Here is a 23,617-nt window from a genome sequence, read left to right on the forward strand (position 1 = left end):
GGTGCCCGCCGGCGACGGATGCGCCGTGCGGGGCGGGCCATGCCCCGCTCAATCCGCCTTGACCTGGGCCGCCACGACGACGTCCTTCCATGCACGGATGTCGTTGCGGATCACCTGCATGAACTGTTCGGGCGAGTTCCGCCCCACCCATGCCAGGCCTTGCTGCGCAAACGCGGGCTGCAGCCCGGGGTCGCGCATGACCCGCGTGATCTCGCCATTGAGCCGGCTGACGATACCGGCCGGTGTGCGTGCCGGCACGAAAAAGCCATACCAGCCATCGAGGTCGAAGCTGAATCCTTGCTCCTTGAGCGTCTTCACATTTGGCAGCATGGGCGCGCGGCGCGTGCCGGTCATGGCGATCGGCCGCAGCTTGCCGGCCTGGACCAGGGCGACGGGCGAGCGCGCATCGACGAATGCAAGTTTGACCACGCCGCCCTGCAGGTCCGTGAGCAGTTGCCCCATGGTCTTGTAGGGGATATGCCGCATCCGGAGCTGCCTGTCGTGCGCAATGGCTTCCATTGCGAGGTGCCCGGTCGAGCCGACTCCCCACGTGCCGTAGGCGATCTCGGGATTCGCGCGCACGTATTCGAGGAATTCGCTGAAGTCACGTACCGGCACGCCCGCGGCTGCCACCAGCAGCACGCCGCCGGCGCTGACCTGGATGACCGGCGCCAGGTCCCTGAGCGTATCGTAGGGCAGCGTAGCGCGAAGCGCGGCGTTGACCGACACCGCCGAGGCATTGCTGAAGAGGATGGTGTTGCCGTCAGGCGCCGCCTTGGCGGCCATGTCGTTGCCGATCAGGCCGTTGGCTCCGGGCCGGTTCTCGACGATGACGGGCTGCCTGAGGGCCTTCGACAGGGGCTCGGCAAACAGCCGCGCCATCAGGTCGGTGCCCGAGCCGGCCCCGCCCGGCACGATCATGCGCACGGGCTGGGACGGCCACGGCGGCGCCGGCTGGGCCCGGGCTTGGAGCGGGCCGGCAATCAGCGCTGCCATGGCGGTGGACAGCAGGCCTTCCATCCAAATGCGTCGGTTCATCGTTGTCTCCTGGAATCCGTGCCGGGTAAGCACCGGTCATGCGCAAAGGCAGCGGTTCGCGGCGGCGCGCGCCCCGGAACCGCCGCTGTACTAGCCTTGCTTCGGGGGCGGCTGGAACCCGAGGAAGGCACGATTCCAGGTCGGGCTGATGACCAGTTCATTGATGGTGGCGCGCGCCGGCATCGAGATCACGAAATCGACCGCTGCCGCCACGTCTTCCGCCTGCAGCATGCGCGCAAGGTCTTCCTCCGAGGGCGGCGTGGGACGGTTGAGCAGGATCGGCGTGGCCGTCTCGCCCGGATAGATCGCGCAGGCGCGGATGCCGTTGGCGCATTCCTCCATCGCCACGGACAGGGTCATGGCGGCCATCGCATGCTTGCTTGCACCGTAGGCGGCGCCGGTCAGCGCGGAGGCGAAGCGGCCGGCCCAGGACGAAATATTGACGATGGTGCCCCCGCCCTGCTCCCGCATGCCGGGCAGCACGGCGTGCATGCAGTAGAACGCGCCGTTGAGATTGATGTCGATCACCTGGTCCCAGTCCGCCGGCGTGAGCTTCGACAGCTTGCGGTTGGCCACGTTGATGCCCGCCGCGTTGACCAGGATGTCCACCGCGCCGATGCGCTCCTGCAACTGCCGGCCGGCCGCTTCCACCGCTGCGCGGTCCGCCACGTCGAGAGGCAGCGCGATGATCCGCTCGTTCCCGCACTCGGCCACGAGGGCGTCGATCGCCTCCTGGCTGCGCGCGGAGATGACCACGGTCGCGCCGGCCTGCCAGAGCGAGAGCGCGCAGGCCCGCCCGATGCCGCTGGAGCCGCCCGTGATCCAGGCCGTTTTTCCGTGCAGAGACTTCATGGTTGTACTCCTTCGCCTTGATGCTTCGATGCTTCGATGCTTCGATGCTTTGATGTCTTGATGGATTCATCCGCCCGCATGGCGATGCACGGTGTCACCCGCCGCATGCGGCGCGATTCAGTGCGTGGTCACGCCCATGATCTGGTTCACGTCATAGATCGGCGGCCGGGGATTCTTCGCCCAGGCATCCGTGAGCAGGTACCGCAGCCTGAAGCTCTCGGGCACGTCGGCCAAACCCGGCGTGAACAGCCACAGGCGCAGCAGGTGGCGCTTGCGGTCCAGATCGGGATGATCCTCGTAGCTGGTGCGCGAATGCAGGATTACGTAGTTGTTCAGGAACTGCATGTCGCCCGGCGCGAGTTCCATATCGATGCGAAAGCGCGGATCCTGCGTGTAGGCGTCGAAGCGGTCCAGCGCGGCGATGTCTTCCGGCGCCAGGCGCGGCGCCTCGGGAAAGCGCTGGGCCGTGTTGATGAAACTGCGGATATACCGGTTGAACAGCCGGCCGCCATGCCACGTGAACACGTGCGTCATGGTGAACGGCGCCTGGCCGGGCGCTTCCTCATGCCGGCGATCGAAGGCGAAAGGCTGGTACAGGCGCGCCAGCAGGTCCGGATGTTCTTGCAGCATGGCATTGTGAATGGCCATGGAGCTGGCGATGCTGCTGACCCCGCCCTCTTTCGCCGTGCGCAAGCAAAGCAGGCCGACGACATCCGCGCCATCGGTGTGGAACGGCAGTCGATGCCGTGACTGGTAGCCGCGCGCGGTCATGTCGTCCTTGGGGTTCTTGCCAAGATCCCAGACATGCCCAAGCACGTCGCCGAAGGCGTTTTGCGCCACGGCGCGCCCCATGTGCATGCCGATGCCCCAATAGATCGCGCCGGCATCCATCTTCGAGTAGCGCTCCATCGGCAGGCCGCGCAGCAGCACGACGCCCATGCCACGCTCCAGGCGCTGGCGCAGGTCGGCGAGCTTCGTGGCGAGGCTGCCGAGCGGAAAGGTTTCCCTGGTGATGGCGGGCACTGCCAGCCCCAGCCCCTTGGCATGGCCCAGTGCGGCATCCAGCTGCGCGACATCGTCCTGGCTCAGCCACATCACCCATTCGGACTCTCTCGAAGCCATCTCCGCCGCCGTCCAGCTGGCCGGCGTCTCGACGGGCTTCGGCGTAGCAATCTCATGCACAGCTTGCATCTTCGTCTCCTTGTTTTAGTGGCCGTTGCCAGGCGCCGGCCGTTGAATACATTGTGCGAAGAGACGCACCGGATGGCTAATGAAAAATGATGCTCACGACAAAACCAAAAGGTAATATCCGATATGTGAACCGTCCTCTCATGCGGCGAAAATTCAAATACTCACCAGAGTTTTAAGGGTCTGCACCGATGGATGCCATTAGTTTCTTACGCACTGGGTTGAAGTTGCGCCATCTCCGTCTGGTAATAGCGCTGGAGGAATACCGGCAGGTCGGGCGGGTGGCGCATGCGATGAACATCACGCAGCCGGCCGTCTCGAAGGCGCTGGCGGAAATCGAGGACGGCCTCGGCTATGCCTTGTTCGTGCGCCGGCCGCGCGGCATCGAGCCCACGCCGCATGGCCTGTGCTTTGTCCGCTACGCGCAGTCGATCCTCGACGAACTGGACCGGGCCGGCGATGAACTCCTGGCGCTGGGCCAGGGGGCTTCCGCCACGATCGCCGTGGGTACGATGCCGGGCACCACGCTGTCGCTCGCGCCGCGCCGCGCATCGTGGCGCTGGCCAAGGCGCGCATGCCGACCTTGAACATCGCGGTGTACGAGGCGCCGATGGATATCCTGATGGGGCAGTTGCGCACCGGCCGGCTCGACGTGGTGCTCGGCGCGCTGTCGGAAAGGGCCACGCCGCAGGACGTCGGCCAGCACCATCTCTACGAAGAGGTCATGCGCGTCGTGGTGGGCCCCGGCCATCCGCTCGCCACGCGTGCGGACGTGGGCTGGCGCGACCTGGCCGATTTCCCGTGGGTGCTGCCGCCGCGCACCGCAAGGCTGCGGCAGAGCCTGGACGCCGCGCTCAGGCGCATGAAGGTCGAGAGCCCGCCGCACCATGTCGAATCCGTATCGGCCGGGCTGGTGCTGGGGCTGCTCGAAGAAATACAGGCGGTGGCGGTAGTGACGGGACGCCTGGCGCGAACCTATGAAGAGCGCGGGCTTGCCCGCATCCTGCCGCTCGAGATTCCAGGCGTGCTGCTGTCGATCTCGACCTTCACCCTGCTAGGGCAGGCGCCCTCGCCCGCCATCGAGGCCTTCCAGCATTGCGCGGAGCTTGCCGTGGCGGGCTGAGCGGCGCGGCTACTCCGGCTTGATGCCGTTGGCCTTCACGACGTCCGCCCAGGTGGCGTAGTCATTCCTGACCGTGCGCGCAAACTCGTCGGGGCTGGTCAGCGGCGGATCCGCCATCATGTTGAGCTGCTGGAAGCGCGCGGCCAGCGTCGGCGAGCGCAAGGCCTTGTTGATCTCCGTATTCAGCGCGGCGACGATATCGCGCGGCGTGCCTTTGGGGACGAACACACCATACCAGCCTTCGTTGCGCATCGGAAAGCCCTGCTCGGCCATCGTGGGCACATCGGGGTAGGCCGGCGCGCGGTGCTTTCCGGTGATGCCCAGCGCGCGGATCTTGCCGCTCTTGACCAGGGGTACCGAGGTGGTGATGTCGACGAAGGCGACCTTCAGCACCCCGCCCTGCAGGTCCGTCATGATCGGCGGCACGCCTTTGTACGGCACGTGGGTCAGCTCCAGCCCCGCCAGCGTGCGGAGTTGCGCCATGGCGAGGTGGCCGCCCGAGCCGACGCCCCAGCTGCCGTAGTCATACTTGCCCGGACTGGCCTTGACGGTGGCGACGAACTCCTTGACGTTCTTCGCCGGAAAATCGGGCGTGACGACCAGCAATACCCCGCCCGCGCCAATCTGCGCAACGGGAACCAGGTCTTTCACGATGTCGTAGGGCAGCTTCGGCTGGATGGCCTGGTTCATCACCGTGGCGGACGCGCTGGCGAACAGGACGGTATAGCCGTCGGGCTGCGCGCGGACCACGGTATCCACCGAAAGTTGTCCGTTGGCGCCGGGCTTGTTGTCCACCACCACGGGCTGCTTCAGCGCTTGCGAAATCTGCTCGGCGAAAACGCGGGCCAGCACGTCCGGCCCGCTGCCGCCAGGGCTGGGAACGACCAGGCGGATCGGCCGCGACGGCCATTTGTCCTGGGCCAGGGCGGAACCCGCAACCAGTGCTGCAGCCGTCAGTGCCGTGATGCTCAATGCAAGGCCGGCGCGGCCTGCCCATTTCTGCTTCATGTTGTCTCCTGGGAAGCACACGCCGTTTCTATGAGTGTCTGGCTATCGGAGGCGTGTGTGCCGGTGAATTCTGCCCACGCTCAGGCCCGGAACACTAATGAATTAATACCTCAGATACATGAGCAATCGGTAATGTCGCAAGATGGGAGCGGCGCGCCCCGGCGCTATGCGCGGTGGACGGTGAGGCGGGGCCGCCGGCGGCGCTCGGTGCGCAGCGCCCCGGGAGGCACGCCTTCCCAACGCTGGAAGGCCTTGTTGAATCCCGCCTGCGTCTTGAAACCCAGGGCCTGGGCGATATCGCCCGCGGGCAGATCCGTATTGGCCAGCAAGCGCCGCGCAAGCGCGCGGCGTTCTTCGTCGAGCAACACGGCGAAAGACGTGCCGTGATCCTGCAAGTGACGATGCAGGGTAAAGCGGTGCACGGCAAACAGCGAAGCCAGCCGGGTCGCGGTGCACTCTCCCAGCAGCATCAGGTCGCGCAGCGCATGGYGGACCTGGCCGAGAAAATCAGGCATGACATGGGATTCCAGCTCGCTGAGGTAGCGGACCACCGACGATTCGAGCGCCTCGTCGGCCACGCCGCAGCGCTGGTCGAGGGTGGCCGAGGCGAAGGTGAATTCGTCGCGCGGCTGGCCAAACAGGACATGGGGACCGAAGTGCGAGGCGTACGGCCCCAGCCCGGCAGGGAGCGGCCGGGACAGGTGAACCGCCGCGGGCGTCCACATCTTGCCGAGCAGCAGGCGGAACAACTGGAGGTTGGCCGCCAGGTAGGCCGTCAGCAATTCCTCGCGGCCAGCGAAGGTGCCGTCGATCTCGACCGAGAATGCCGCGTAACCCTCACGCACGGTGAGCGCCGTATCGATGCCCCGGTACCAGATGCGGCCGTAGCGCAGGATGCCCTCCACGGCATCGCGCGCCGTCTTCGAGGACAGCAGCAGCAGCCGCAGGGGGCCGGCATTCTCCATGTTCGCCCGGGCACCCACCAGCACGCCGAGGTGCGGGCAGGCAGCCGAATCGCTGGCGTCCGCGAGGATACGCGCGCACACCGCCAGCGCCAGCGGTGCCATGGGCTCCTCCAGCGCCGCCGCGGTTACGCCATGGCGGCCCAGGACCGGCCAGGGATCCACGCCAAGTTCCCGCAGGACTTCGATCACGCGCGCCAGGGTGCCCATGGGTACGGAACGGTTGACCGGCTTCATAAATTCAGGGTTTCCACCAAGTGTGACACCAGTATATTAAGGAGTGACGCAAGGATAAACAAAAGGTCTCGATGCCGTCCAGAATATCGCCATGCGCCCCGCGCTGATATTCCCGACCAACCAGGAGACGACCCATGCATTTTCTCGACGACAGCCTGCTTCCCGAAAACCAGGAAAAACYGGTGATCCAGGTGGCGCCCYACGGCCCGCAATGGCTGCCCACCGATTCCGACGACATCCCGGTCAGCATGGATGCCCAGGTCCAGAAGGCCGTGGATTGCTACAACGCGGGCGCCACCGTGCTGCACGTGCATGTGCGTGAATCCGACGGCAAGGGCTCGAAGCGCCTTTCGATGTTCAACGAGATGCTGGCCCGCCTGCGCGAAGCCGTGCCCGACATGGTGCTGCAGGTCGGGGGCTCGATCTCCTTCGCGCCGGAGGGCGAAGGCAAGGCAGCCGAATGGCTGGACTATGACACCCGCCACATGCTGGCCGATCTGAACCCGAAGCCGGACCAGGTGACCATCGCCATCAACACCAGCCAGATGAACATCTGCGAGATGCTGACCGAGGACGACGTCAAGGGCACCATCCTGGAGAAGCCCGAGTACGTCAAGGCGTACAGTGAAATGGTGGTCGACTCGAAGCCCTCGTTCTTCCTCGAGCACCTGGAGCGGCTGACGAAGGCGGGCATCCAGCCCCATTTCATGCTCGGCCACGTGGCGCAGCTCGAAACCGTCGAGCGCCTGATCCGCAAGGGCCTGTACCGTGGTCCGCTGATCCTGAACTATGTCGCCATCGGCGGCGGCGCGGCCGGCCTGCACCCGGCCGACATGATCGAGTTCGTGCGCCGCACGCCCGACGGTGCCGTGCTGACGATCGAGAGCGCCATGCGCGCCGTGCTGCCCATGAACGCCATGGCGATCGCGCTCGGCCTGCACGTGCGCGTGGGCATCGAGGACAACCTGTGGGGCCGCAAGGGCGAACGCATGACTTCGGTGCAGCAGATCGAGCAGACCGTGCGCCTGGCGCGCGAACTGGGCCGCGATGTGGCCGATGGCAAGGATGCGCGCCGCATCTACAAGATCGACGAGTGGTACGACAGCGCCGACGAGACCATCCGCAACCTCGGCATGGTGCCCAACCGCAAGCCGGGCCAGCGCGGCTTCCCCGTGCCGCAAGCGGCCTGATCCCGCGCTTGCCGCATCACCCACCGGCCCTCGCCAGCCACGCGCACGAGGGCCGGCCTCACCTCAGCAACAGTGGTACTGCCATGCGAATGAAAGACAAAGTTGCGCTCGTGACCGGCGTCGGGCCGGGCCTGGGCAAGGCGATCGCCGTCACGTTGGCGCGCGAAGGCGCAGACGTCGTGATCTGCGACGTGAACCAGACATCGCTGCACGAGGCCCGCGAAGCGGTGGAAGCCGCGGGCGGCGCCTGCCTGGCACTGCACTGCGATGTCTCGTCCAGCGCCGAGGTCAGCGCCATGTTCGCGCCCGCCGTGGCGCGCTTCGGCACGGTGCACGCGCTCGTCAACAACGCCGCGCTGACGCCCAACAGGCCAATCGACACCGGGCGCCGCAACCAGCTCTACGAGTACATGCAAACGCCGGTGGCGCGCGACTCGCTGGGGTTCACCAGTGAAATCAGCGACGACGAATGGCTGCGCTACTGGGGCGTCAATGTGCACGGTGTCTTCTATTGCACGCGCGAAGCGCTGAAGCTGATGCAGCCGCAGCGCTTCGGGCGCATCGTCAACGTCGCGTCGATCGCCGGCATCTCGTCGAAGAGCGCGCACAGCCCGCACTACAGCGCCACCAAGGGCGCGGTGATCGCGTTCACCCGGTCGGTGGCCATGGAAGTGGCCGGCGCCAACATCTTCGTCAACGCGATGGCGCCGGGCGGCGTCGCGACGCCCGCCTTCAACCAATACCTGGAGCAGATCGGCGATGCCGGCCGCAACCGGCTCTGGCAGGGCTGCCCCTCGGGGCGCTTCGGCACGGTCGAAGAGTATGCCGCGACGGTGCTGCACCTTGCGAGCGACGAGCACTACCTGGTCGGCCAGGTGATCAGCCCCAACGGGGGCTCGGTGATCTGATCACCGCAACAGCTTCGACAGATATGCAAATGAATCTCTTCCCCCACTACAAGGCGCTGCGGGACAACGGCGTGCTCGGCAGCGAGCTCGACCCGCTCACGCAATGGGATCCCAAGTGGATCGCTTCCTGGGTCGCGCTGGCCCGCGACGCACAGGCCGAGGGCGTGCTCGACCCCAAGCTCGTCGCGCTGATCCGCCTGAATATCGACGTGACGGCGACCCATCTCTACAAGCCCGGCGTGTCGCGCCACGTCCGCGAGGCGCTCCAGCTCGGCGCGAGCCGTGCCGAAATCCTCGAAGTCTTCAAGTTGGCCAGCGTGGTTGGCATCCACGCCTGCGCGGTCGGCGTGCCGGCGCTCGCCGAGGAACTGGCCCGCGCGGGCCTGCCCGACGAGCCGGTGGCGGCCGGCGCCACGCCGGTATGCGACGCCGTGCGCGCCAACGGGATGTTCAACCCGCTGTGGGAAACGCTGTACCGCTGGGATCCGCTGTACCTGGAGAAATTCCTGGCGATGGGCTTCGGCCTGTGGCGCGACAACATCCTGCCGCCGCTCTGGATCGAGTTTCTCTGCATCGCCGGCGATGCCGCCATCACCCATATGTACGGCCATGGCACGCAACGGCATATCGAGGCGGCACTCAAGCTCGGCGCGACGCGCGAGCAGATCCTGGCCGTGCTCAAGATCGTCAGCCTGCAGGGGATCGAGGCCTGCGAACTGGCGGTGCCGCTGCTCGACCAGGCTTGCCGGGCCATCGAAGCCTAGCGCCAGCGGGCGCCGCATGGCAGTGCCCGCCGTCCCCCATCCCCAGGAACGTACAGGAGGCCACAGTGCAATCACTGGCCCAACTCCCCCCCGCCGCAACGCTGAGCGAAGACGCGGGCACGCTTGCCGCCCTTTATCGGAAGATCATGTGGCGCTTGCTGCCGTTCCTGTTCCTGGCCTATGTGCTGAACACCATCGACCGCATCAACATCTCCTTCGCCAAGCTGCGCATGGCGCACGACCTGGGCTTGTCGGATGCGGCCTATGGCATCGGGGCGGCGGCGTTCTTTGCCGGCTACATCCTGTTCGAAGTGCCGAGCAACCTGTACATGCAGAAGATCGGCGCGCGCCTGACCATCACCCGCATCCTGCTGCTGTGGGGCGTCGCGACCATCGCCACCAGCCAGGTCAATTCGCCCGCGGCGCTCTACGCCGCCCGCTTCCTGCTGGGCGTCGCCGAAGCGGGGTTCTTTCCCGGCGTCATTCTCTACCTGACATACTGGTTCCCCGCCGCACGCCGGGGCCGGATCACCTCGCTGTTCCTGATGTCGGGAACGGTCGCCGGCATGATCAGCGGCCCGCTGGCGGCGGCCATCATGTCGCATCTCGATGGCTGGCTGGGGCTGCGGGACTGGCAGGTGCTGTTCGTGGTGGAAGGCATTCCCGCCGTGTTGCTGGGCCTGCTGGCCTACCGATGGCTCGATGACGGCCCGGACTCCGCGCCGTGGCTGAGCGTATCCGAGAAGGCCATGCTGCGGCGCCAGCTCGCCACCGAAAGCCGCCCGCAGGGGCACGGCGGCCTGCGGAGCTTGCTCGGGGATGCGCGCATCTATGCGATCGGGCTGGCCTTCCTTTCCATCTACGCGGCCACCAACACCATTGCCTACTGGATGCCGACACTGATCCGTGACTTCGGTGTGGACCAGGTCGCCCGCATCGGCTGGATCTCCAGCCTGCCCTACCTGCTCGCCCTGGCTGCCATGTTCCTGCTGGCGCGCAGTTCGGACCGACGCCTCGAGCGGCGCTGGCACGTCGCCGGCACCATGTTGGTCGGCGCCGCCAGCTTCCTGCTGCTGGGCCTTGTGCGCGGCGCGCTGCTGCCGTCGGTGATCTGCATGACTGCCGGCGCCGCGGCGTGCCTGGCCGCGCTACCCGTGTTCTGGACCATCCCGCCGGCTTACCTGCCTCGCGGCCAGGCCCCCGCGGGCATCGCCTTCATCAGCAGCCTGGGCGGCCTCGCGGCATTGCTCAGCCCCATCGTCGTGGGCGCGCTGAAGACCCGCACCGGCGATCTCTATTTCGCCTTCGACATGCTTGCGGTGCTGCTGGTTGGCGGGGCGCTCACCCTGCTGCTTGCCATCCCCGCCCGGCTGCTGGACGACAAGCCGGTGCGCGAAGGCGGGCCCGCGCGGTGACAAGTGGCTAGATATCGAGTTCAAGCTCGGGCGTCAGCGCCCTGGAGACGCAGATCATGATGCTCGTGTTGGCCTGCCGCTCATCGTCGCCCAGCACATAGTCGCGGTGGTCCGCCACGCCGGCCAGCACGGGCACTTCGCAACTGCGGCACAGTCCCTCCCGGCAGGAAAAAGGCAGGGGGACGCCGTTGCGCTCCAGGGTTTCGAGGATGGAGACGCCACCGGGGACCGCGAAGCGGCCGCCATGGCGGCGCAGGACCACGGTGAATCCCTGCTCCGCATCCGCGCCGGTCCGTTGCGGGCCGGCATTGAAGCGCTCGAAGTGGGTCGCCGCGCCGGGCACGCCTGCTGCTGCCGCCGTCGCGGCCACCGCGTCCATCAGCGGTGCAGGACCACAGCAGTACACATGGCTGCCTTCGGCCAGTCCGCCGAGAAAGGACGAGATATCGGCCAGATCCCCGCCGCGTTCGTCGTCGGCGTGAACCTGCACCCGTTGGCCAAAGCGCGACAACGCCGCCAGATACGCCGCGCGCTGGCGCGAGCGCACGCAATACAACAGCTTCCATGGCCTGTGGTTGGCTTCGCACCAGCGGATCATGCTGAGAACCGGCGTGATGCCGATGCCGCCGGCGATGAAGACATGGGTGCTGGCAGCCGCTTCGATGCCGAACAGCGAGCGCGGCGCGCTGACAGCAAGCGAGTCGCCCTCCCTGAGTCCTTCGTGAACGAAGCGCGAGCCGCCGCGCGATGCCTGCGCAAGGCCGACGCCAAGGCAATAGCGGTCGGTTTCGGCGGCGTCGTTGCACAGCGAGTACTGCCTGACGATGTTGCCGGGCAGCTGGACGTCGATGTGCGCGCCCGCGCTGAACGCCGGCAAGGCGCCGCCGCACGGGCGGCGCAGCTCGACGCCGCGTACGCCTTCGGCCTCCGCGGTCAGCCTGGATACGATGAGTTCGAGCATCTGCACTACCTCTGCAAGGCAATCGTTCTGGCTTCGGCAGGCGCGGCAGCCTGGGCCGACTCCTCTTCGAGCCTGCGGGCGACCGCCCAGCGGAACTGCGACAGCGCGGCATCGATCGAGAACGGCATCATCTTGAAGTCCGGAGCGAGCGCGAGACTGCGCTGCTGGGCCGAGATGATGTCGCGGTCCTCGTCGAATGCGGTGACCACGCTCTGGTGGATCGAGGCGGTGACTTCCGGCTTGTCGATGGCGAAGTTGTGCGGATGCGCGAAGAAGTAATGCGTGGAATTCTCCGTCTCCGGCGTGATCGCCTGGCAGCCACGGAACTCGGCGGCATCGATGCGCGTGCCCTCCGGCGCTCCGGTGCCGGTGGGCGCCATTCCCGAGTCCATCAGCAGGATGGCCGGAAGCGTGAAGTTGTAGATATTCCAGCGGTCGACCTTCCCGGGCCACGCCTTGACCGCCTTGGCGAATGCGGGCGCGTCGGTGTTAAGCGCCCAGCGCGTGATCTTGACACCGCCATCGATACGCTCCACCTTCGGCTGCACGGCTGCATAGTCCTCGCCGCCGCCCAGGGTGGTCGGATGGACGAAGGGAAGGTGCGAGAAGTCGAGCAGGTTGTCGCAGATCAGCAGGTAATTCACGTCGTAGTGGATATAACCATCCAGGCTGCGCCAGTCCGGGTGGTCCAGCCACTGTGTGTCCGGCACGAGAGACGGATCGGCTTTCTCCGGATCGCCCATCCAGATCCACACCCAGCGGTGCTGCTCGACGATGGGGAACTTGCGCACCTTTGCCTGCGGCGGAATGCGCTCCTGCGCCGGCGCCCCGACGCACTTACCGGCGCTGTCGAACTTCAGGCCGTGGTACATGCAACGGATGCAGTCCCCTTCCCTGCGCCCGACCGACAGCGGCGCGCCGCGATGGCAGCAGCGGTCTTCCAGGGCGACGATGCTGCCGTCTTCCTTGCGATACATCACCACCGGCATGCCGATGATGGTGCGGGAGAACATGCCTTCGCGAGGGATTTCCTTGTCCCAGGCGGCGACATACCAGGTGTTCTTGATAAACATGCTCGTATTCCTTCTGAAGGGCTGTTGCGCGTGCGCCGCGGGAATCCCGGGCGCGGCTTGCCACGCACGCATCGCTGGGCAGCGAAGCATGTGCGGGACGCGCGAGGCGGATCGGCTGGCTAGTGTGCTGCGCCCGGCAGCGGGGAAAGCATCAGGATGAAAGCCATGCGCCGTGCGCAGGCGTGTGCCGGTGGGCGTGGATATGCACAAGGATGCGCACGAGGATGCGCACGAAGAAGTGCACATGGAAATGCGGTTGCAGGTCGGGGGTCATGCCTTGTCTCCGTTGCCAGGGCCCGTCTGCGGGGCCCTTGACTGCAGAATAGGTTTCGGGGAAACATGCGTCAACGTCATCCACCTAATAGCGAGAATGTACGCCATGCATGCGACGGACCTGGACCTGAATCTCCTGGCGGTGTTCGATGCGATGCTGCGCGAACGCAGCGTCACCAAGGCCGCGCAGGAACTTGGCCTGACCCAGAGCGCGATGAGCCACGCCCTGAACCGGCTGCGCGCCTTCTTCGACGACCAGCTCTTCGTCAAGGCGCCGGAGGGCATGATGCCCACGCACAAGGCGGCCGAACTCACCGAAGCCATCGTGGGCGTGATGGCCACGGTCAGGCAGCAGGTCCTGTCGCAGGCGCGGTTCGATCCGCTCACAGCGCGGCGCACATTCAATCTCTGCATGACCGACATGGGCGAGCTGGTGTTCCTGCCGCCGCTCATCAGCCGGCTGCGCCGCGAGGCACCGCTTTGCACGCTGCGCACCTTGCAGGTCCCGCTCCAGCAGATCGAGGGCATGCTCGGCTCCGGCGAGGCCGACCTGGCGCTTGGCTCCATCCGCGCTGCGCCGGAGGGCCTGTTCCAGCAGCGCCTGTTCATGCATTCGTTCGTGACCATCGTCAGCGCGCGCAACCACGAAGTGGGCGAAGCGCTGACGCTCGAGCAGTTCCAGCGCATGCCGCAGATCGTCGTCACGCTCTCGGGGCGCGCCAGCGCAGCCTACGACAGCGCGTTCGACGATCACGGCATCAAGCGCAATATCTACCTGTCGACGCCGCACTTCCTGGTCGTGCCGCTGTTGATGGAACAGCAGCCGGAGCTGATTGCGACGGTGCCGCTGGAGCTGGCCAATGTGTTCGCCAGGTACGGCACGGTGCGTGTCATGCAGCCGCCGGTGGCGCTGCCGGAATTCGCCATCAGGCAGCACTGGCACCCTCGCTTCCACCATGACCCGGCGATCATCTGGCTGCGGGAGCTGATGAAGCGCACCTTCGAGCATTATCCGCAAGTGCAGGTGGAAGCAGGCGAGCCGGCATCGCCGGCGCCGGTCAAGCGATCCCGGCGCGCGGCGAAAGAAGAGTAAGGCGCGAAGCCCGCGCGGCTAGCCGTTCGCCGCTGCCGGCTCCATCGCGCCAAACCGCCACGACAATCGCCGCGCCGCTTGCAGCAGCACCCGGGCCGTCTCGCCATCGGTGTGGCTGTCGAAGCTGCCCGAGGTGCCGATCAGGGCGACGACCAGCGCGATGCTGCCGGTATGGTCGAACACGGCCGCGGCCAGCGTGTCGATGCCGGGCACGGGCCTGCCCAGTGCATTGTCGATGCGCGCGGTGCGGATCTGCGCCAGCCGCGCCGCATAGGCCGGGGCAAGCGTTTCGCCCTTCCCGCCCCCGGCTTCGACGACTTCCGCCTTCGGCACGCCGGCCAGCCGAAGCGCATCCTGCTCCAGCAAACCCAGCAGCACGTGTTCCGGCAGATGCGCGGCGAACAGCCGGCCGATCGCCGTATTGACCAGCGACAGCACCGTGCCGACGCGCAGGCTGACGTGCTGCGGGCGCGCCGCCTCTTCCAGCCGCACCACCGTCGGCCCCAGCGGGCCGAGCACGGCCATGGCCACGCTCAGGCTGGTCGTGCCGGCCAGCTCGATGACTTCCGGCTCGGCCTCGCGCGTGGGCGAAAGCCGTTGCAGGGCAATCAGCCCGAGTTCCAGCCCCAGCGGGCCCGCGCGGAAATTGCCCGCCRCATCCCGCGCCAGCAAGCCGATCTTCTGCAGGCTGACCAGATGCGGAAACGCCTTGGCGGGCGCCATGCCGGCCGCGCGAGCCAGGTCGCGCAAAGGCAAGGGCCGGCCCGCGGCCACCAGCGCCGCGAGCAGCTGGCCGGTGTTGTCGAGCGACTGGATGCCGCGCTGGGGCTTGGCGGCGTCGCCCTGGTTGTCGTCGATTGGCAAGGATGGGCCTGTCATTCGGTCATTCGGTGGTGCCGGCAACGGCCTCGCGGATGGCGGCGGCGGTGGCCAGCAGCGCGCTGGCCACGGGGCCGCCCCAGTCCACGTCGATGACGCCGGTCGCCCCGACCACGGTCAGGACCAGGCGCAGCTGCCCGGCTTCGTCGAGCACCGGCACGCTCAGGCTGCTGACGGCGGGGCTCGGCGCATCGATGCTGCGCTCGATGCCGCGCTCGCGGATGGCGGCGAGCGTGGCGGCGAAGGCGCCGGCCTGCGCCGTGGCGCCGGCCGCGGCGGTATCCGCCGCCTGCTGCCGCTGCCAGATCGCCTGCCATTGCCCGGGCGGCAGGAAAGCACAGAACACGCGGCCGGTTGCGGTTGCCGACAGCGACATCACCGTGCCGACATGCAAGTTCACGTGCAGCGGCGAGCCGGCATGCGCATAGCGCACGATGGTGGGCCCCTGCGGACCCGCGGCACAGATCGCCACGCTGAACCCGCAGGACGCGGCAAGCCCGGCCACGCGCGGCACGGCAGCCCGGTAGGCGGCGTCGTGGTCGAGGTACAGCATGCCGAGCTGCAGCGCCAGCGGGCCCGGCTCGTAGCGGCCCGACAGGTGGTCCCGCTTGATCAGCCCGAGCCGCACCAGACTGACCAGGTAAGTGTGAGCCTGCGCGGGCGCGATCTGCACGCTGGCGGCGAGGTCGACCAGCGTCATCGGCGCGCGCACATCGGCCAGCGCCCGCAGGAAGCGCCCGCCGACCTCGACACTCTGGATACCGCGCTGCGCCTTCTCCGCCGCGCCTTCATCCGGCGTGGCGTCCGCTGATCGTGCCATTCGTTTTCCTTTGAAAGACCAGATGGTAATGGACGGGCCTCATGCGCCCTAGAAGATATCGGGTTTTCCCCTAGATTCGGTGCCCCATTCATTGCTCGCCTCAAGATTAGTCAATGGCAATATGTTTTGCTCTTGACTAATTTAACCGGCATTCCTAAGATGGCCTTACCCCGCAACCGGTGCAACCACAGAGCACAGAGTCAAGACGGGGCGAGACAGCCTCCACCATTGCAGCCGATCGCCATGGCTTGCGCCGTCTCGTCCCCCCACAAAACGACAGACAAGCAAAGAGGCAAGCATGAGCAAGGCATTCGCATCCCAGGCCGACCTGGAAGCCAAGAAAGTCACCTTTACCCAGCTCTCCGAGAACGCCTACGCGTACACCGCCGAGGGCGACCCCAACTCGGGTGTGATCATCGGCGACGACGGCGTGCTGATCGTCGATACCACGGCCACCCCTGCCATGGCCCAGGATCTGATCGCCAGGATCCGCTCGGTCACCGACAAGCCGATCAAGTACGTCGTGCTTTCGCACTACCACGCGGTGCGCGTGCTGGGTGCCTCGGCGTACTTTGCCGAGGGCGCAGAGCAGGTCATCGCCAGCCGCGGCACCTACGAGATGATCGTGGAGCGCGGTGAGGCCGACATGAAGTCCGAGATCGAGCGCTTCCCGCGCCTGTTCGCCGGCGTCGAGACCGTGCCCGGCCTGACCTGGCCGACGCTGGTGTTCGAGAAGGAGATCACGCTGTACCTGGGCAAGCTGGAAGTCCGCATCGCGCACCTGGGTTCCGGGCACACCAAGGGTGATACGGTGGTCTGGCTGCCGTCGCAGAAGGTGCTGTTCTCCGGCGACCTGGTCGAATACGACGCGGCCTGCTACTGCGGCGACGCGCAGCTCGCGCAATGGCCGGCCACGCTCGACGCCCTGCAGGCGCTGGGCGCCGAAAAGCTGGTGCCGGGCCGCGGCCCCGCCCTTACCAACCCGGAAGAGGTCAGGCAAGGCATCGCCTATACGAAGGACTTCGTCAGCACGCTGTTCCAGGCCGGCAAGGAGGCCGTGGCCGATCGCCTGGACCTGAAGCGCGCCATGGCCCATACGCGCGAGTCGATGGACCCGAAGTTCGGCCATGTCTTCATCTACGAACACTGCCTGCCGTTCGACGTGTCGCGCGCTTTCGACGAAGCCAGTGGCATCGCCCATCCGCGCATCTGGACCGCCCAGCGCGACAAGGAAATGTGGGCCGCGCTGCAGGAATAAGCGCGAACCGTAGCGAGCGGGAACAGCCGGGAAGAGTGGATGGAGACACACGCATGAACAACGACTACCAGAACCTGTCATTTGAGTATCAGCCCTGTCCCGAGCAGCGACAGGGGCACGCCGGCAACCCTCACCCGGTCATCGTCGTCGGCGCCGGCCCTGTCGGCCTGGCCACCGCGATCGACCTGGCCCAGCATGGCGTGCCGGTCGTGCTGGTGGACGACGACTGCACGCTGTCGAGCGGGTCGCGCGCGATCTGCTTCGCCAAGCGCACCCTGGACATCTTCGACCGCCTGGGGTGCGGCGGGCGCATGGTGGACAAGGGCGTGTGCTGGAACGTCGGCAAGGTATTCGTGCGCGACGAACAGGTCTACGCCTTCGACCTGCTGCCGGAGGCGGGCCACCAGCGCCCCGCCTTCATCAACCTGCAGCAGTACTACGTCGAGGGTTTCCTGCTCGACCGCGCACGCCAGTTGCCGAACCTGGACATCCGCTGGAAGCACAAGGTCACCGGCATCGAGCAGCGCCATGCCGGCGCAGCCGATGCGTCTGTCGTGCTGACCATCGACACGCCCGACGGCCCCTATGCCCTTGCCGGGCGCTACGTGGTGGCCGCCGACGGCTCGCGCAGCCCGCTGCGCAACCTGCTCGGCCTCGACAGCAAGGGCCGCACCTTCAAGGATCGCTTCCTGATTGCCGACGTGAAGATGGAGGCGGAGTTTCCGACCGAGCGCTGGTTCTGGTTCGATCCGCCCTTCCACCCGAACCAGTCCGTGCTGCTGCATCGCCAGCCCGACAATGTCTGGCGCATCGACTTCCAGCTCGGCTGGGACGCCGATCCCGTGCTGGAGAGAGCGCCCGAGCGCGTCATCCCGCGCGTGCAGGCGCTGCTCGGGGCGGACGTGAAGTTCGAGCTGGAATGGGTCAGCGTCTATACCTTCTCCTGCCTGCGCATGGACAGCTTCCGCCACGGCAACGTGTTGTTCGCCGGCGATTCGGCCCATGGCGTGTCGCCGTTCGGGGCGCGCGGCGCCAACAGCGGCGTGCAGGATGCGGAGAACCTTGCCTGGAAACTGGCCTACGTGATCGGCGGCCATGCGCCGGACAGCCTGCTCGATACCTATGCGAGCGAACGCGAGTACGCCGCCGACGAGAACATCCGCAACTCGACGCGCTCCACCGATTTCATCACGCCGAAGAGCGCCGTCAGCAAGGTGTTCCGCGACGCCGTGCTCAACCTGTCGAAGCAGCATGCGTTCGCGCGCCGGCTGGTCAACAGCGGGCGGCTTTCCGTGCCCTCGGTACTGCGCGATTCGCCGTTGAACACTGCCGATGCAGGCGACTTTGCCGGCGACATGCTGCCGGGCGCTGCCTGCGTGGACGCCCCGGTCATCGGCGAGCAAGGCCCCGGCTGGCTGCTGCCGCACCTGGGCGGGCAGTTCACCGCACTGGTGTTCGGCGCGCCCGATGGCAAGGCCTTGCAGGCGCTGCTCCGCCTGCAGCAAGGCAGCTTGCCGCTCAGGGTGGTCCTGCTCGATACGGGCCTCACGGACCAGGCCGGCCAGCCGGCCGGCGTGACGGTACTGCAAGACACCGAGGGGCTGGCCACGCGGCGCTATGACGCGCAACCCGGCACGCTGTACCTGATCCGCCCGGACCAGCATGTCTGCGCGCGCTGGCGGGGAATCGATGCCGCCGGCGTCGCGGCGGCCATGGCGCGCGCGACCGGCAACGCGCCCGGCGCGCAGCGGCCAGCCGCGGTGGTTTCGGATCCGGCTCCCGCTGGCCTGGTGCCGGCATGAATCTCAAGGCGACATCCCGATAAAAGGAGGCAGAGCGATGACCCTCAATACCCAGCCTAACCTGGCACGCCCCGACGACTTCTACGAAGCCCTGATCGAGATGCACCGCGATCTGGACGACAGCCAGAGTCAGGCCGTCAACGCGCAACTGATCCTGTTGCTCGCCAACCATATCGGCGACCATGGCACGCTGCTCGCGGCCATGGAGATGGCGCGCGACGGCACGGCACCAGGCCGCGTCGCGCAACCCTGAGCGCAGCGGGCCCGGCCCGCTCGCGCATCCACTCTTTGCCAAGACGCTCACATACGCAAGACCCAAAAGACGTCGGCATCCAGGGCCCGCCAGGCCCGCGTTCCCGGAGACATTCCATGACCCAATCCTATGCGGGGGCCATTGCGCCCCAAGGTACCGCTGCGCGCGAAGAAGACGCACTCTACCGGAAGATATGGCTGCGCATCATTCCCTTCCTCTTTGTCTGCTACGTCATTTCCTTCCTGGACCGCATCAATATCGGCTTCGCCCAGTTGCAGATGAAGCAGGATCTCGGCTTCAGCGATGCGATGTACGGTCTGGGCGCCGCGGTGTTCTATGTCGGCTACGTGCTGTGCGAAGTGCCCAGCAACATGCTGCTGGCCCGCTTTGGCGCGCGCCGCACCTTTACCCGCATCATGGTGCTGTGGGGACTGGCCTCGGTCGGCATGATGATGGTGTCGACCCCCGCCCATTTCTATACGCTGCGTTTCCTGCTGGGCGTATTCGAGGCCGGATTCTTCCCGGGCATCGTGCTGTACCTGACCTACTGGTTTCCGGCGCGCCGGCGCGCGGCGGTCATGGCCATCTTCTTTGCGGGGGTGGCCGTGGCCGGCGTGCTGGGCGGACTGGTATCGGGCTGGATCATGCGGGACATGGCCGGCGTGCTCGGCCTGCAGGGCTGGAAGTGGATGTTCGCCATCGAAGGCGCGCCCGCGGTCGTCCTGGGACTGGTGGCCGCAGCATTCCTGGTCGACAAGCCGCAACAGGCCAGCTGGCTCACCGACCAGGAGAAAACCTACCTGGCCGCGCACAACGGCGAGAGCGAACGGGGCACCCATGCGCACTCCTTCGCCGCGCTGATGCAGGCCCTGCGCAATCCCCGCATCTATCTGTTCGCCTTTATCTACTTCGCGCTGACCTGCGGCTCGTTGACGCTGAGCTTCTGGATGCCGCTGATGATCCGGGACTTCGGCATCACCGACGTGATGTCGATCAGCCTGTATTCGGTCATCCCCAACGCCATCGGTGCGGTGGGCCTGATCCTGATCGCCCGCAACTCGGACCGGCGCGGCGAGCGGCACCGCCATTTCATTGCCTGCACGGCCGGCGGGGCGCTGGCACTGGCGCTGCTGACCCTGCACCTGCCGAGCTTTCCGGCGATGCTCGCGCTGCTGTCCGCCGCAACGGTATTGRTCTTCGCCGCGCTGCCCATCTTCTGGTCCTTGCCGCCGAGCCATCTGCCGGCGCATACGGCCGCGGCCGGCATTGCCTTCATCAGCAGCATCGGCATCACCAGCGGCATTGTCAGCCCCTGGGTCATCGGCCAGATCAAGACGCACACCGGCAGCATGGACAATGCGCTCTATCTGCTCGCGGCATTGCTGCTGGCCAGCGGCGCGGCGATGTGGCTGGGCGTGCCAAAGGGCGAGCCGCGCCATTGAGGCCAGGACGGGCTCGACCGGCACCGGGCTGAAGCCCGCGGATACCGAGCCCCGACCGATTGGCACGTATCAGAGAACAATCTGTTCCTCATGTAGGTATTTATCCCGTACAGGGTGACTACTAACATCAGATCACCGAACACGCTATCCGTTTCGCGAGGTGCGGCGGATACCCCCGTGTTCTGATTGTTCAAAGGACGTACCAACATGAAGACCGTTACTCGTTCCACCATCGCCGGCGTGGCGATGGCCCTGACCGCCACGTTCGCTGCCTCCCCCGTGTTCGCGGGCAATGCCGGGCCCGCCACGACGCGGCTGCCGTTCCAGTCAGCCCATGCGGCCAAGACCAGCCAGCGCGCCCCCGCTGCCGCACGACTGTTGGGCTCCGCTCACGGGCGACTCCCTGCGATCGTCATCGTCGCCGGCCTCGGCAAGCGTGACCCCTTCACGGACGGTGCGCATGGCGCCGAAATCAATAACCCGTCCGGCACGTCTGTCGTCGCCGGCCTCGGCAAGCGCGACCCCTTCACGGATGGAGCGCATGGCGCCGAAATCAATAGCCTGTCCGGCACGTCTGTCGTCGCCGGCCTCGGCAAGCGCGATCCCTTCACGGATGGAGCGCATGGCGCCGAAATCAATAGCCTGTCCGGCACGTCTGTCGTCGCCGGCCTCGGCAAGCGCGATCCCTTCACGGATGGGGCGCGCACCGACTCTGGCAACGATGTGACTCTCAACGGATAAACCCGCGGCATGGCGCGAGCCATGCGGCCGGACGCGCCGCGGCCCAGGATCTGGCCCGCGGCGCGCGTCATTTCTGCTCACCACCGGTCCTGCAGGCAATCAAGGCGCGCGGTCCACACGTGATCCCCCCGCAAGCTGCGCGTGATCTGCCCGCGCAACGCAGGCGAGTGCCCGCAGGCACTCGATGGGAGCCTCGGCGCTACCGCCCTGGCAAGTGATTGCGCTGTGCGTATGCCCAGCCGATCTCGGCGATCGGCCCGGCCTTGCGGCCGGTCTCCACCGCGTCTGCCGAGGCGGCATTGCCAGCTTGCGCGCGCTGTGCGATGCCGCTCATGATTGCGCCGAGGCGAAAGAAGTTGTACGCGAGATAGAAGGTCCAGTGCTCCGTTGCGTCGTTCCCCGTGGCGCCGAAGTACGACCTGGCGTAGGACAGCTCATCGGGAATGCCGAGCGCTGCCAGGTCGAGACCCGCGATGCCGCGCCAGAGCTGCGGCGGGATATGCCAGCTCATGCAGTGATATGCGAAGTCCGCCAGGGGATTGCCCAGCGTCGACAGTTCCCAGTCCAGCACGCCGATCACGCGCGGCTGCGTGGGGTGGAAGACCAGGTTGTCGAGCCGGAAGTCCCCATGCACCAGGCAAGCGAGATGTTCCGGCGGAACATGGCCCGGCAACCAGTCGGCCAGCGCGTCCATCGCCCGGATGCTTTGCTCCGACTGCCGGTACTGGCGGGTCCAGCGGGCAATCTGGCGCGCCAGGTAGTCTCCGGTCTTGCCGAAGTCGCCCAGCCCCAGGCTGGCATAGTCGACCATGTGCAGCGTGGAAATGATGCGATTCATCTCCGCGTAGATGGCACTGCGTTCCGTAGCAGCCAGGCCCGGCAGCGACTGATCGACCATGACCCGGCCATCGAGGTAATCCATGATGTAGAACGGGCTTCCCGCGACCGAGGTATCGTCGCTGTAGAAGTGGACACGTGGAACCGGCACCTCGCTGTTCTGCAAGGCTTGCAGCACGCGGTACTCGCGGTCGATCGCATGCGCCGAGGCCAGCAATTGCCCGGGCGGCTTTGTGCGCAGGACATACTGGCGAGGGCCGCACGATATGCGGTAGGTCGGGTTGGACTGGCCGCCGGTCAGGCGGTGCGCCTTCAGGCACCGGTAGTCTGTCAGGCCGACGCCATGCAGCAGTTCGGCCAGGACGTGGATATCCAGGTCCGGATTTGTTGTGTTCATTGCTTGAAATGCTCCTGATTCCTTGGGGAACCGCCCATCGGGGTCATCTCGCCGGGCCACGCCCGTTCAGAGCGAGCTGACCATGTGTCCGCCGTCCACCGGGAGGATCGTTCCGGTGATGTAGTCCGAGGCATCGGAAGCCAGCAGCAGCAGCGCCCCGTCAAGCTGGCCAGCCTGGCCGAGGCGGCGCTGGGGGATGCGCCGGATCAGCGCCGAGCCGCTTTGCGTCTCGAAGAACTCGCGATTGATATCCGTTTCGAAGTAGCCTGGAGCCAGGGCGTTGACGCGCACGCCGTAGCGCGCCCACTCGAGCGCCAGCGAGCGGGTCAGGTGGATCAGGCCCGCCTTGGCGGCGGAATAGGCCGGCACCTGTTGTGCAACGCGCATGCCGAGGATGGATGCGATATTCACAATGCTTCCTCCGCTACCCGCATCGCGCATATGGCGCGCCGCGCTCAGGGCGACCCGCCAGGCGCCGTTCAGGTTGGTTTCAATGACCTGTTGCCACTCGTCCTCCGTGGTCTCCATGGCCGGCCCTGTCGTCGCAATGCCGGCATTGTTCACCACGATATCTATCGGGCCCAGCGCCTGGCTGGCGATATCGAACGCCGCGAATACCGACCTCCATTCGCACACGTCGAGTGGTACGACACAGCCTTCGCCACCGCCCTCCCGGATCTCCGACAGCAGCAACTCGCCCGCTGCCAGCCGCCGCCCGGCCAGCGCGACGCGACAGCCGGCACGGGCGAGCGTGAGTGCGAAATGACGTCCCAGGCCGCTGAAAGCCCCGGTCACCAGTGCGACTTTCCCCTCCAGGTCGGAAAACGGTTGCGGGATGGAATGCGTGACTGCCATGAATATGTCTCCTCAGGGGTCTAGCCGGGCCGGCGCTCCTATTGCGCACGAACGCTGCTGGGCGCCAGCGCCCGTGCATCAGCCTGCAGAAGACTAAGGGCGTTCCCCGCACGTGCCAGCCCCTCGGATGGGGAGGCGTGGCGCCTGCGCCGGGCTCCCCGGCGGAGGGGCTGAAAGCGCAAGGAAGGACGCCTACGCTTGACGCAATTCCCTCCACCAGTCCCTCGCGGCATTGCCAGACCATCAGA

24 protein-coding genes are annotated in these 23,617 nt (G+C 66.7%); 12 read left to right on the top strand and 12 right to left on the bottom strand.

Annotated elements, in window-relative coordinates; all coding sequences use genetic code 11:
* Nucleotides 1-48: 48 nt before the first annotated feature.
* The 3 genes from AC1DK4_RS13795 to AC1DK4_RS13805 form a co-directional block, all read right to left on the bottom strand.
* On the bottom strand, nt 49-1,038 hold the full coding sequence (locus AC1DK4_RS13795; protein ID WP_477131589.1) for a Bug family tripartite tricarboxylate transporter substrate binding protein: 990 nt from the start codon (nt 1,036-1,038) through the stop codon (nt 49-51).
* A gap of 90 nt (nt 1,039-1,128) precedes the next feature.
* Nucleotides 1,129-1,890, bottom strand: coding sequence for an SDR family oxidoreductase (locus tag AC1DK4_RS13800; protein ID WP_441619577.1), 762 nt, complete (start codon nt 1,888-1,890; stop codon nt 1,129-1,131).
* 117 nt (nt 1,891-2,007) lie between these two features.
* Complete coding sequence (locus tag AC1DK4_RS13805; protein ID WP_441619579.1) at nt 2,008-3,081, bottom strand: TauD/TfdA family dioxygenase; 1,074 nt, start codon at nt 3,079-3,081, stop codon at nt 2,008-2,010.
* A gap of 224 nt (nt 3,082-3,305) precedes the next feature.
* Between AC1DK4_RS13805 and AC1DK4_RS13810 the strand changes: the two genes are divergently transcribed.
* Entirely contained in the window at nt 3,306-3,665 is a 360-nt protein-coding gene (locus AC1DK4_RS13810; RefSeq protein WP_477117350.1) for a LysR family transcriptional regulator, read from the top strand.
* Entirely contained in the window at nt 3,653-4,201 is a 549-nt protein-coding gene (locus tag AC1DK4_RS13815) for a LysR substrate-binding domain-containing protein (RefSeq protein WP_477117351.1), read from the top strand. The genes AC1DK4_RS13810 and AC1DK4_RS13815 overlap by 13 nt, the downstream gene beginning before the upstream one ends.
* Nucleotides 4,202-4,210: 9 nt before the next feature.
* Here AC1DK4_RS13815 and AC1DK4_RS13820 read toward each other — a convergent pair whose 3' ends face one another.
* Nucleotides 4,211-5,209: a Bug family tripartite tricarboxylate transporter substrate binding protein gene (locus AC1DK4_RS13820; protein ID WP_441619583.1), complete on the bottom strand. Its 999-nt coding sequence runs from the start codon at nt 5,207-5,209 to the stop codon at nt 4,211-4,213.
* A gap of 164 nt (nt 5,210-5,373) precedes the next feature.
* Entirely contained in the window at nt 5,374-6,408 is a 1,035-nt protein-coding gene (locus AC1DK4_RS13825) for an AraC family transcriptional regulator ligand-binding domain-containing protein (RefSeq protein WP_477131590.1), read from the bottom strand.
* A gap of 134 nt (nt 6,409-6,542) precedes the next feature.
* On the opposite strand from AC1DK4_RS13825, the gene AC1DK4_RS13830 reads away from it, so the two are divergent.
* The 4 genes from AC1DK4_RS13830 (at nt 6,543) to AC1DK4_RS13845 (ending at nt 10,685) form a co-directional block, all read left to right on the top strand.
* Nucleotides 6,543-7,598 carry a beta-keto acid cleavage family enzyme gene (locus AC1DK4_RS13830; protein ID WP_477131591.1) on the top strand — a complete coding sequence of 352 codons (1,056 nt, stop codon included), beginning with the start codon at nt 6,543-6,545 and terminating at the stop codon, nt 7,596-7,598.
* A gap of 89 nt (nt 7,599-7,687) precedes the next feature.
* Entirely contained in the window at nt 7,688-8,506 is an 819-nt protein-coding gene (locus tag AC1DK4_RS13835; RefSeq protein WP_477131592.1) for an SDR family NAD(P)-dependent oxidoreductase, read from the top strand.
* A 29-nt stretch (nt 8,507-8,535) separates the two neighbouring features.
* Nucleotides 8,536-9,270, top strand: a complete 735-nt coding sequence (locus tag AC1DK4_RS13840) for a carboxymuconolactone decarboxylase family protein (protein ID WP_441619590.1) — start codon at nt 8,536-8,538, stop codon at nt 9,268-9,270.
* 65 nt (nt 9,271-9,335) lie between these two features.
* Nucleotides 9,336-10,685: an MFS transporter gene (locus tag AC1DK4_RS13845; RefSeq protein WP_441619592.1), complete on the top strand. Its 1,350-nt coding sequence runs from the start codon at nt 9,336-9,338 to the stop codon at nt 10,683-10,685.
* Nucleotides 10,686-10,692: 7 nt separating this feature from the next.
* On the opposite strand, the gene AC1DK4_RS13850 is transcribed toward AC1DK4_RS13845, so the two are convergent.
* From AC1DK4_RS13850 to AC1DK4_RS13860, 3 genes are all read right to left on the bottom strand, one after another.
* On the bottom strand, nt 10,693-11,646 hold the full coding sequence (locus AC1DK4_RS13850) for a PDR/VanB family oxidoreductase (RefSeq protein ID WP_441619594.1): 954 nt from the start codon (nt 11,644-11,646) through the stop codon (nt 10,693-10,695).
* 5 nt (nt 11,647-11,651) lie between these two features.
* A complete protein-coding gene (locus tag AC1DK4_RS13855; RefSeq protein ID WP_441619596.1) occupies nt 11,652-12,719 on the bottom strand; it encodes an aromatic ring-hydroxylating dioxygenase subunit alpha in 1,068 nt (355 codons plus the stop codon).
* Between the two features lie 151 nt (nt 12,720-12,870).
* Nucleotides 12,871-12,993 (bottom strand): hypothetical protein, encoded by a 123-nt coding sequence (locus AC1DK4_RS13860; protein ID WP_441619598.1) that lies wholly within the window; start codon nt 12,991-12,993, stop codon nt 12,871-12,873.
* Nucleotides 12,994-13,098: 105 nt separating this feature from the next.
* On the opposite strand from AC1DK4_RS13860, the gene AC1DK4_RS13865 reads away from it, so the two are divergent.
* The gene (locus AC1DK4_RS13865; protein WP_441619600.1) at nt 13,099-14,085 is read left to right on the top strand and encodes a LysR family transcriptional regulator; all 987 of its coding nucleotides are present in this window, start codon (nt 13,099-13,101) and stop codon (nt 14,083-14,085) included.
* Between the two features lie 18 nt (nt 14,086-14,103).
* On the opposite strand, the gene AC1DK4_RS13870 is transcribed toward AC1DK4_RS13865, so the two are convergent.
* Both AC1DK4_RS13870 and AC1DK4_RS13875 read right to left on the bottom strand, forming a co-directional pair.
* Complete coding sequence (locus tag AC1DK4_RS13870) at nt 14,104-14,964, bottom strand: IclR family transcriptional regulator (RefSeq protein ID WP_477131593.1); 861 nt, start codon at nt 14,962-14,964, stop codon at nt 14,104-14,106.
* Between the two features lie 4 nt (nt 14,965-14,968).
* Nucleotides 14,969-15,784: an IclR family transcriptional regulator gene (locus AC1DK4_RS13875; RefSeq protein ID WP_441619604.1), complete on the bottom strand. Its 816-nt coding sequence runs from the start codon at nt 15,782-15,784 to the stop codon at nt 14,969-14,971.
* A gap of 298 nt (nt 15,785-16,082) precedes the next feature.
* On the opposite strand from AC1DK4_RS13875, the gene AC1DK4_RS13880 reads away from it, so the two are divergent.
* The 5 genes from AC1DK4_RS13880 (at nt 16,083) to AC1DK4_RS13900 (ending at nt 21,280) form a co-directional block, all read left to right on the top strand.
* Complete coding sequence (locus tag AC1DK4_RS13880; RefSeq protein WP_441619606.1) at nt 16,083-17,042, top strand: MBL fold metallo-hydrolase; 960 nt, start codon at nt 16,083-16,085, stop codon at nt 17,040-17,042.
* Between the two features lie 53 nt (nt 17,043-17,095).
* Nucleotides 17,096-18,844, top strand: a complete 1,749-nt coding sequence (locus tag AC1DK4_RS13885; protein WP_441619608.1) for an FAD-dependent oxidoreductase — start codon at nt 17,096-17,098, stop codon at nt 18,842-18,844.
* A gap of 37 nt (nt 18,845-18,881) precedes the next feature.
* Nucleotides 18,882-19,097, top strand: coding sequence for a DUF2783 domain-containing protein (locus tag AC1DK4_RS13890; protein ID WP_441619610.1), 216 nt, complete (start codon nt 18,882-18,884; stop codon nt 19,095-19,097).
* A gap of 116 nt (nt 19,098-19,213) precedes the next feature.
* Complete coding sequence (locus AC1DK4_RS13895) at nt 19,214-20,539, top strand: MFS transporter (protein WP_477131594.1); 1,326 nt, start codon at nt 19,214-19,216, stop codon at nt 20,537-20,539.
* Between the two features lie 207 nt (nt 20,540-20,746).
* A complete protein-coding gene (locus tag AC1DK4_RS13900) occupies nt 20,747-21,280 on the top strand; it encodes a hypothetical protein (protein WP_441649739.1) in 534 nt (177 codons plus the stop codon).
* 199 nt (nt 21,281-21,479) lie between these two features.
* On the opposite strand, the gene AC1DK4_RS13905 is transcribed toward AC1DK4_RS13900, so the two are convergent.
* Nucleotides 21,480-22,514, bottom strand: coding sequence for a phosphotransferase (locus tag AC1DK4_RS13905; RefSeq protein ID WP_441619616.1), 1,035 nt, complete (start codon nt 22,512-22,514; stop codon nt 21,480-21,482).
* A gap of 66 nt (nt 22,515-22,580) precedes the next feature.
* Complete coding sequence (locus AC1DK4_RS13910) at nt 22,581-23,369, bottom strand: SDR family NAD(P)-dependent oxidoreductase (protein WP_441619618.1); 789 nt, start codon at nt 23,367-23,369, stop codon at nt 22,581-22,583.
* Nucleotides 23,370-23,617 lie beyond the last annotated feature (248 nt).

It is taken from the genome of Cupriavidus sp. 05N38, from assembly GCF_056397345.1.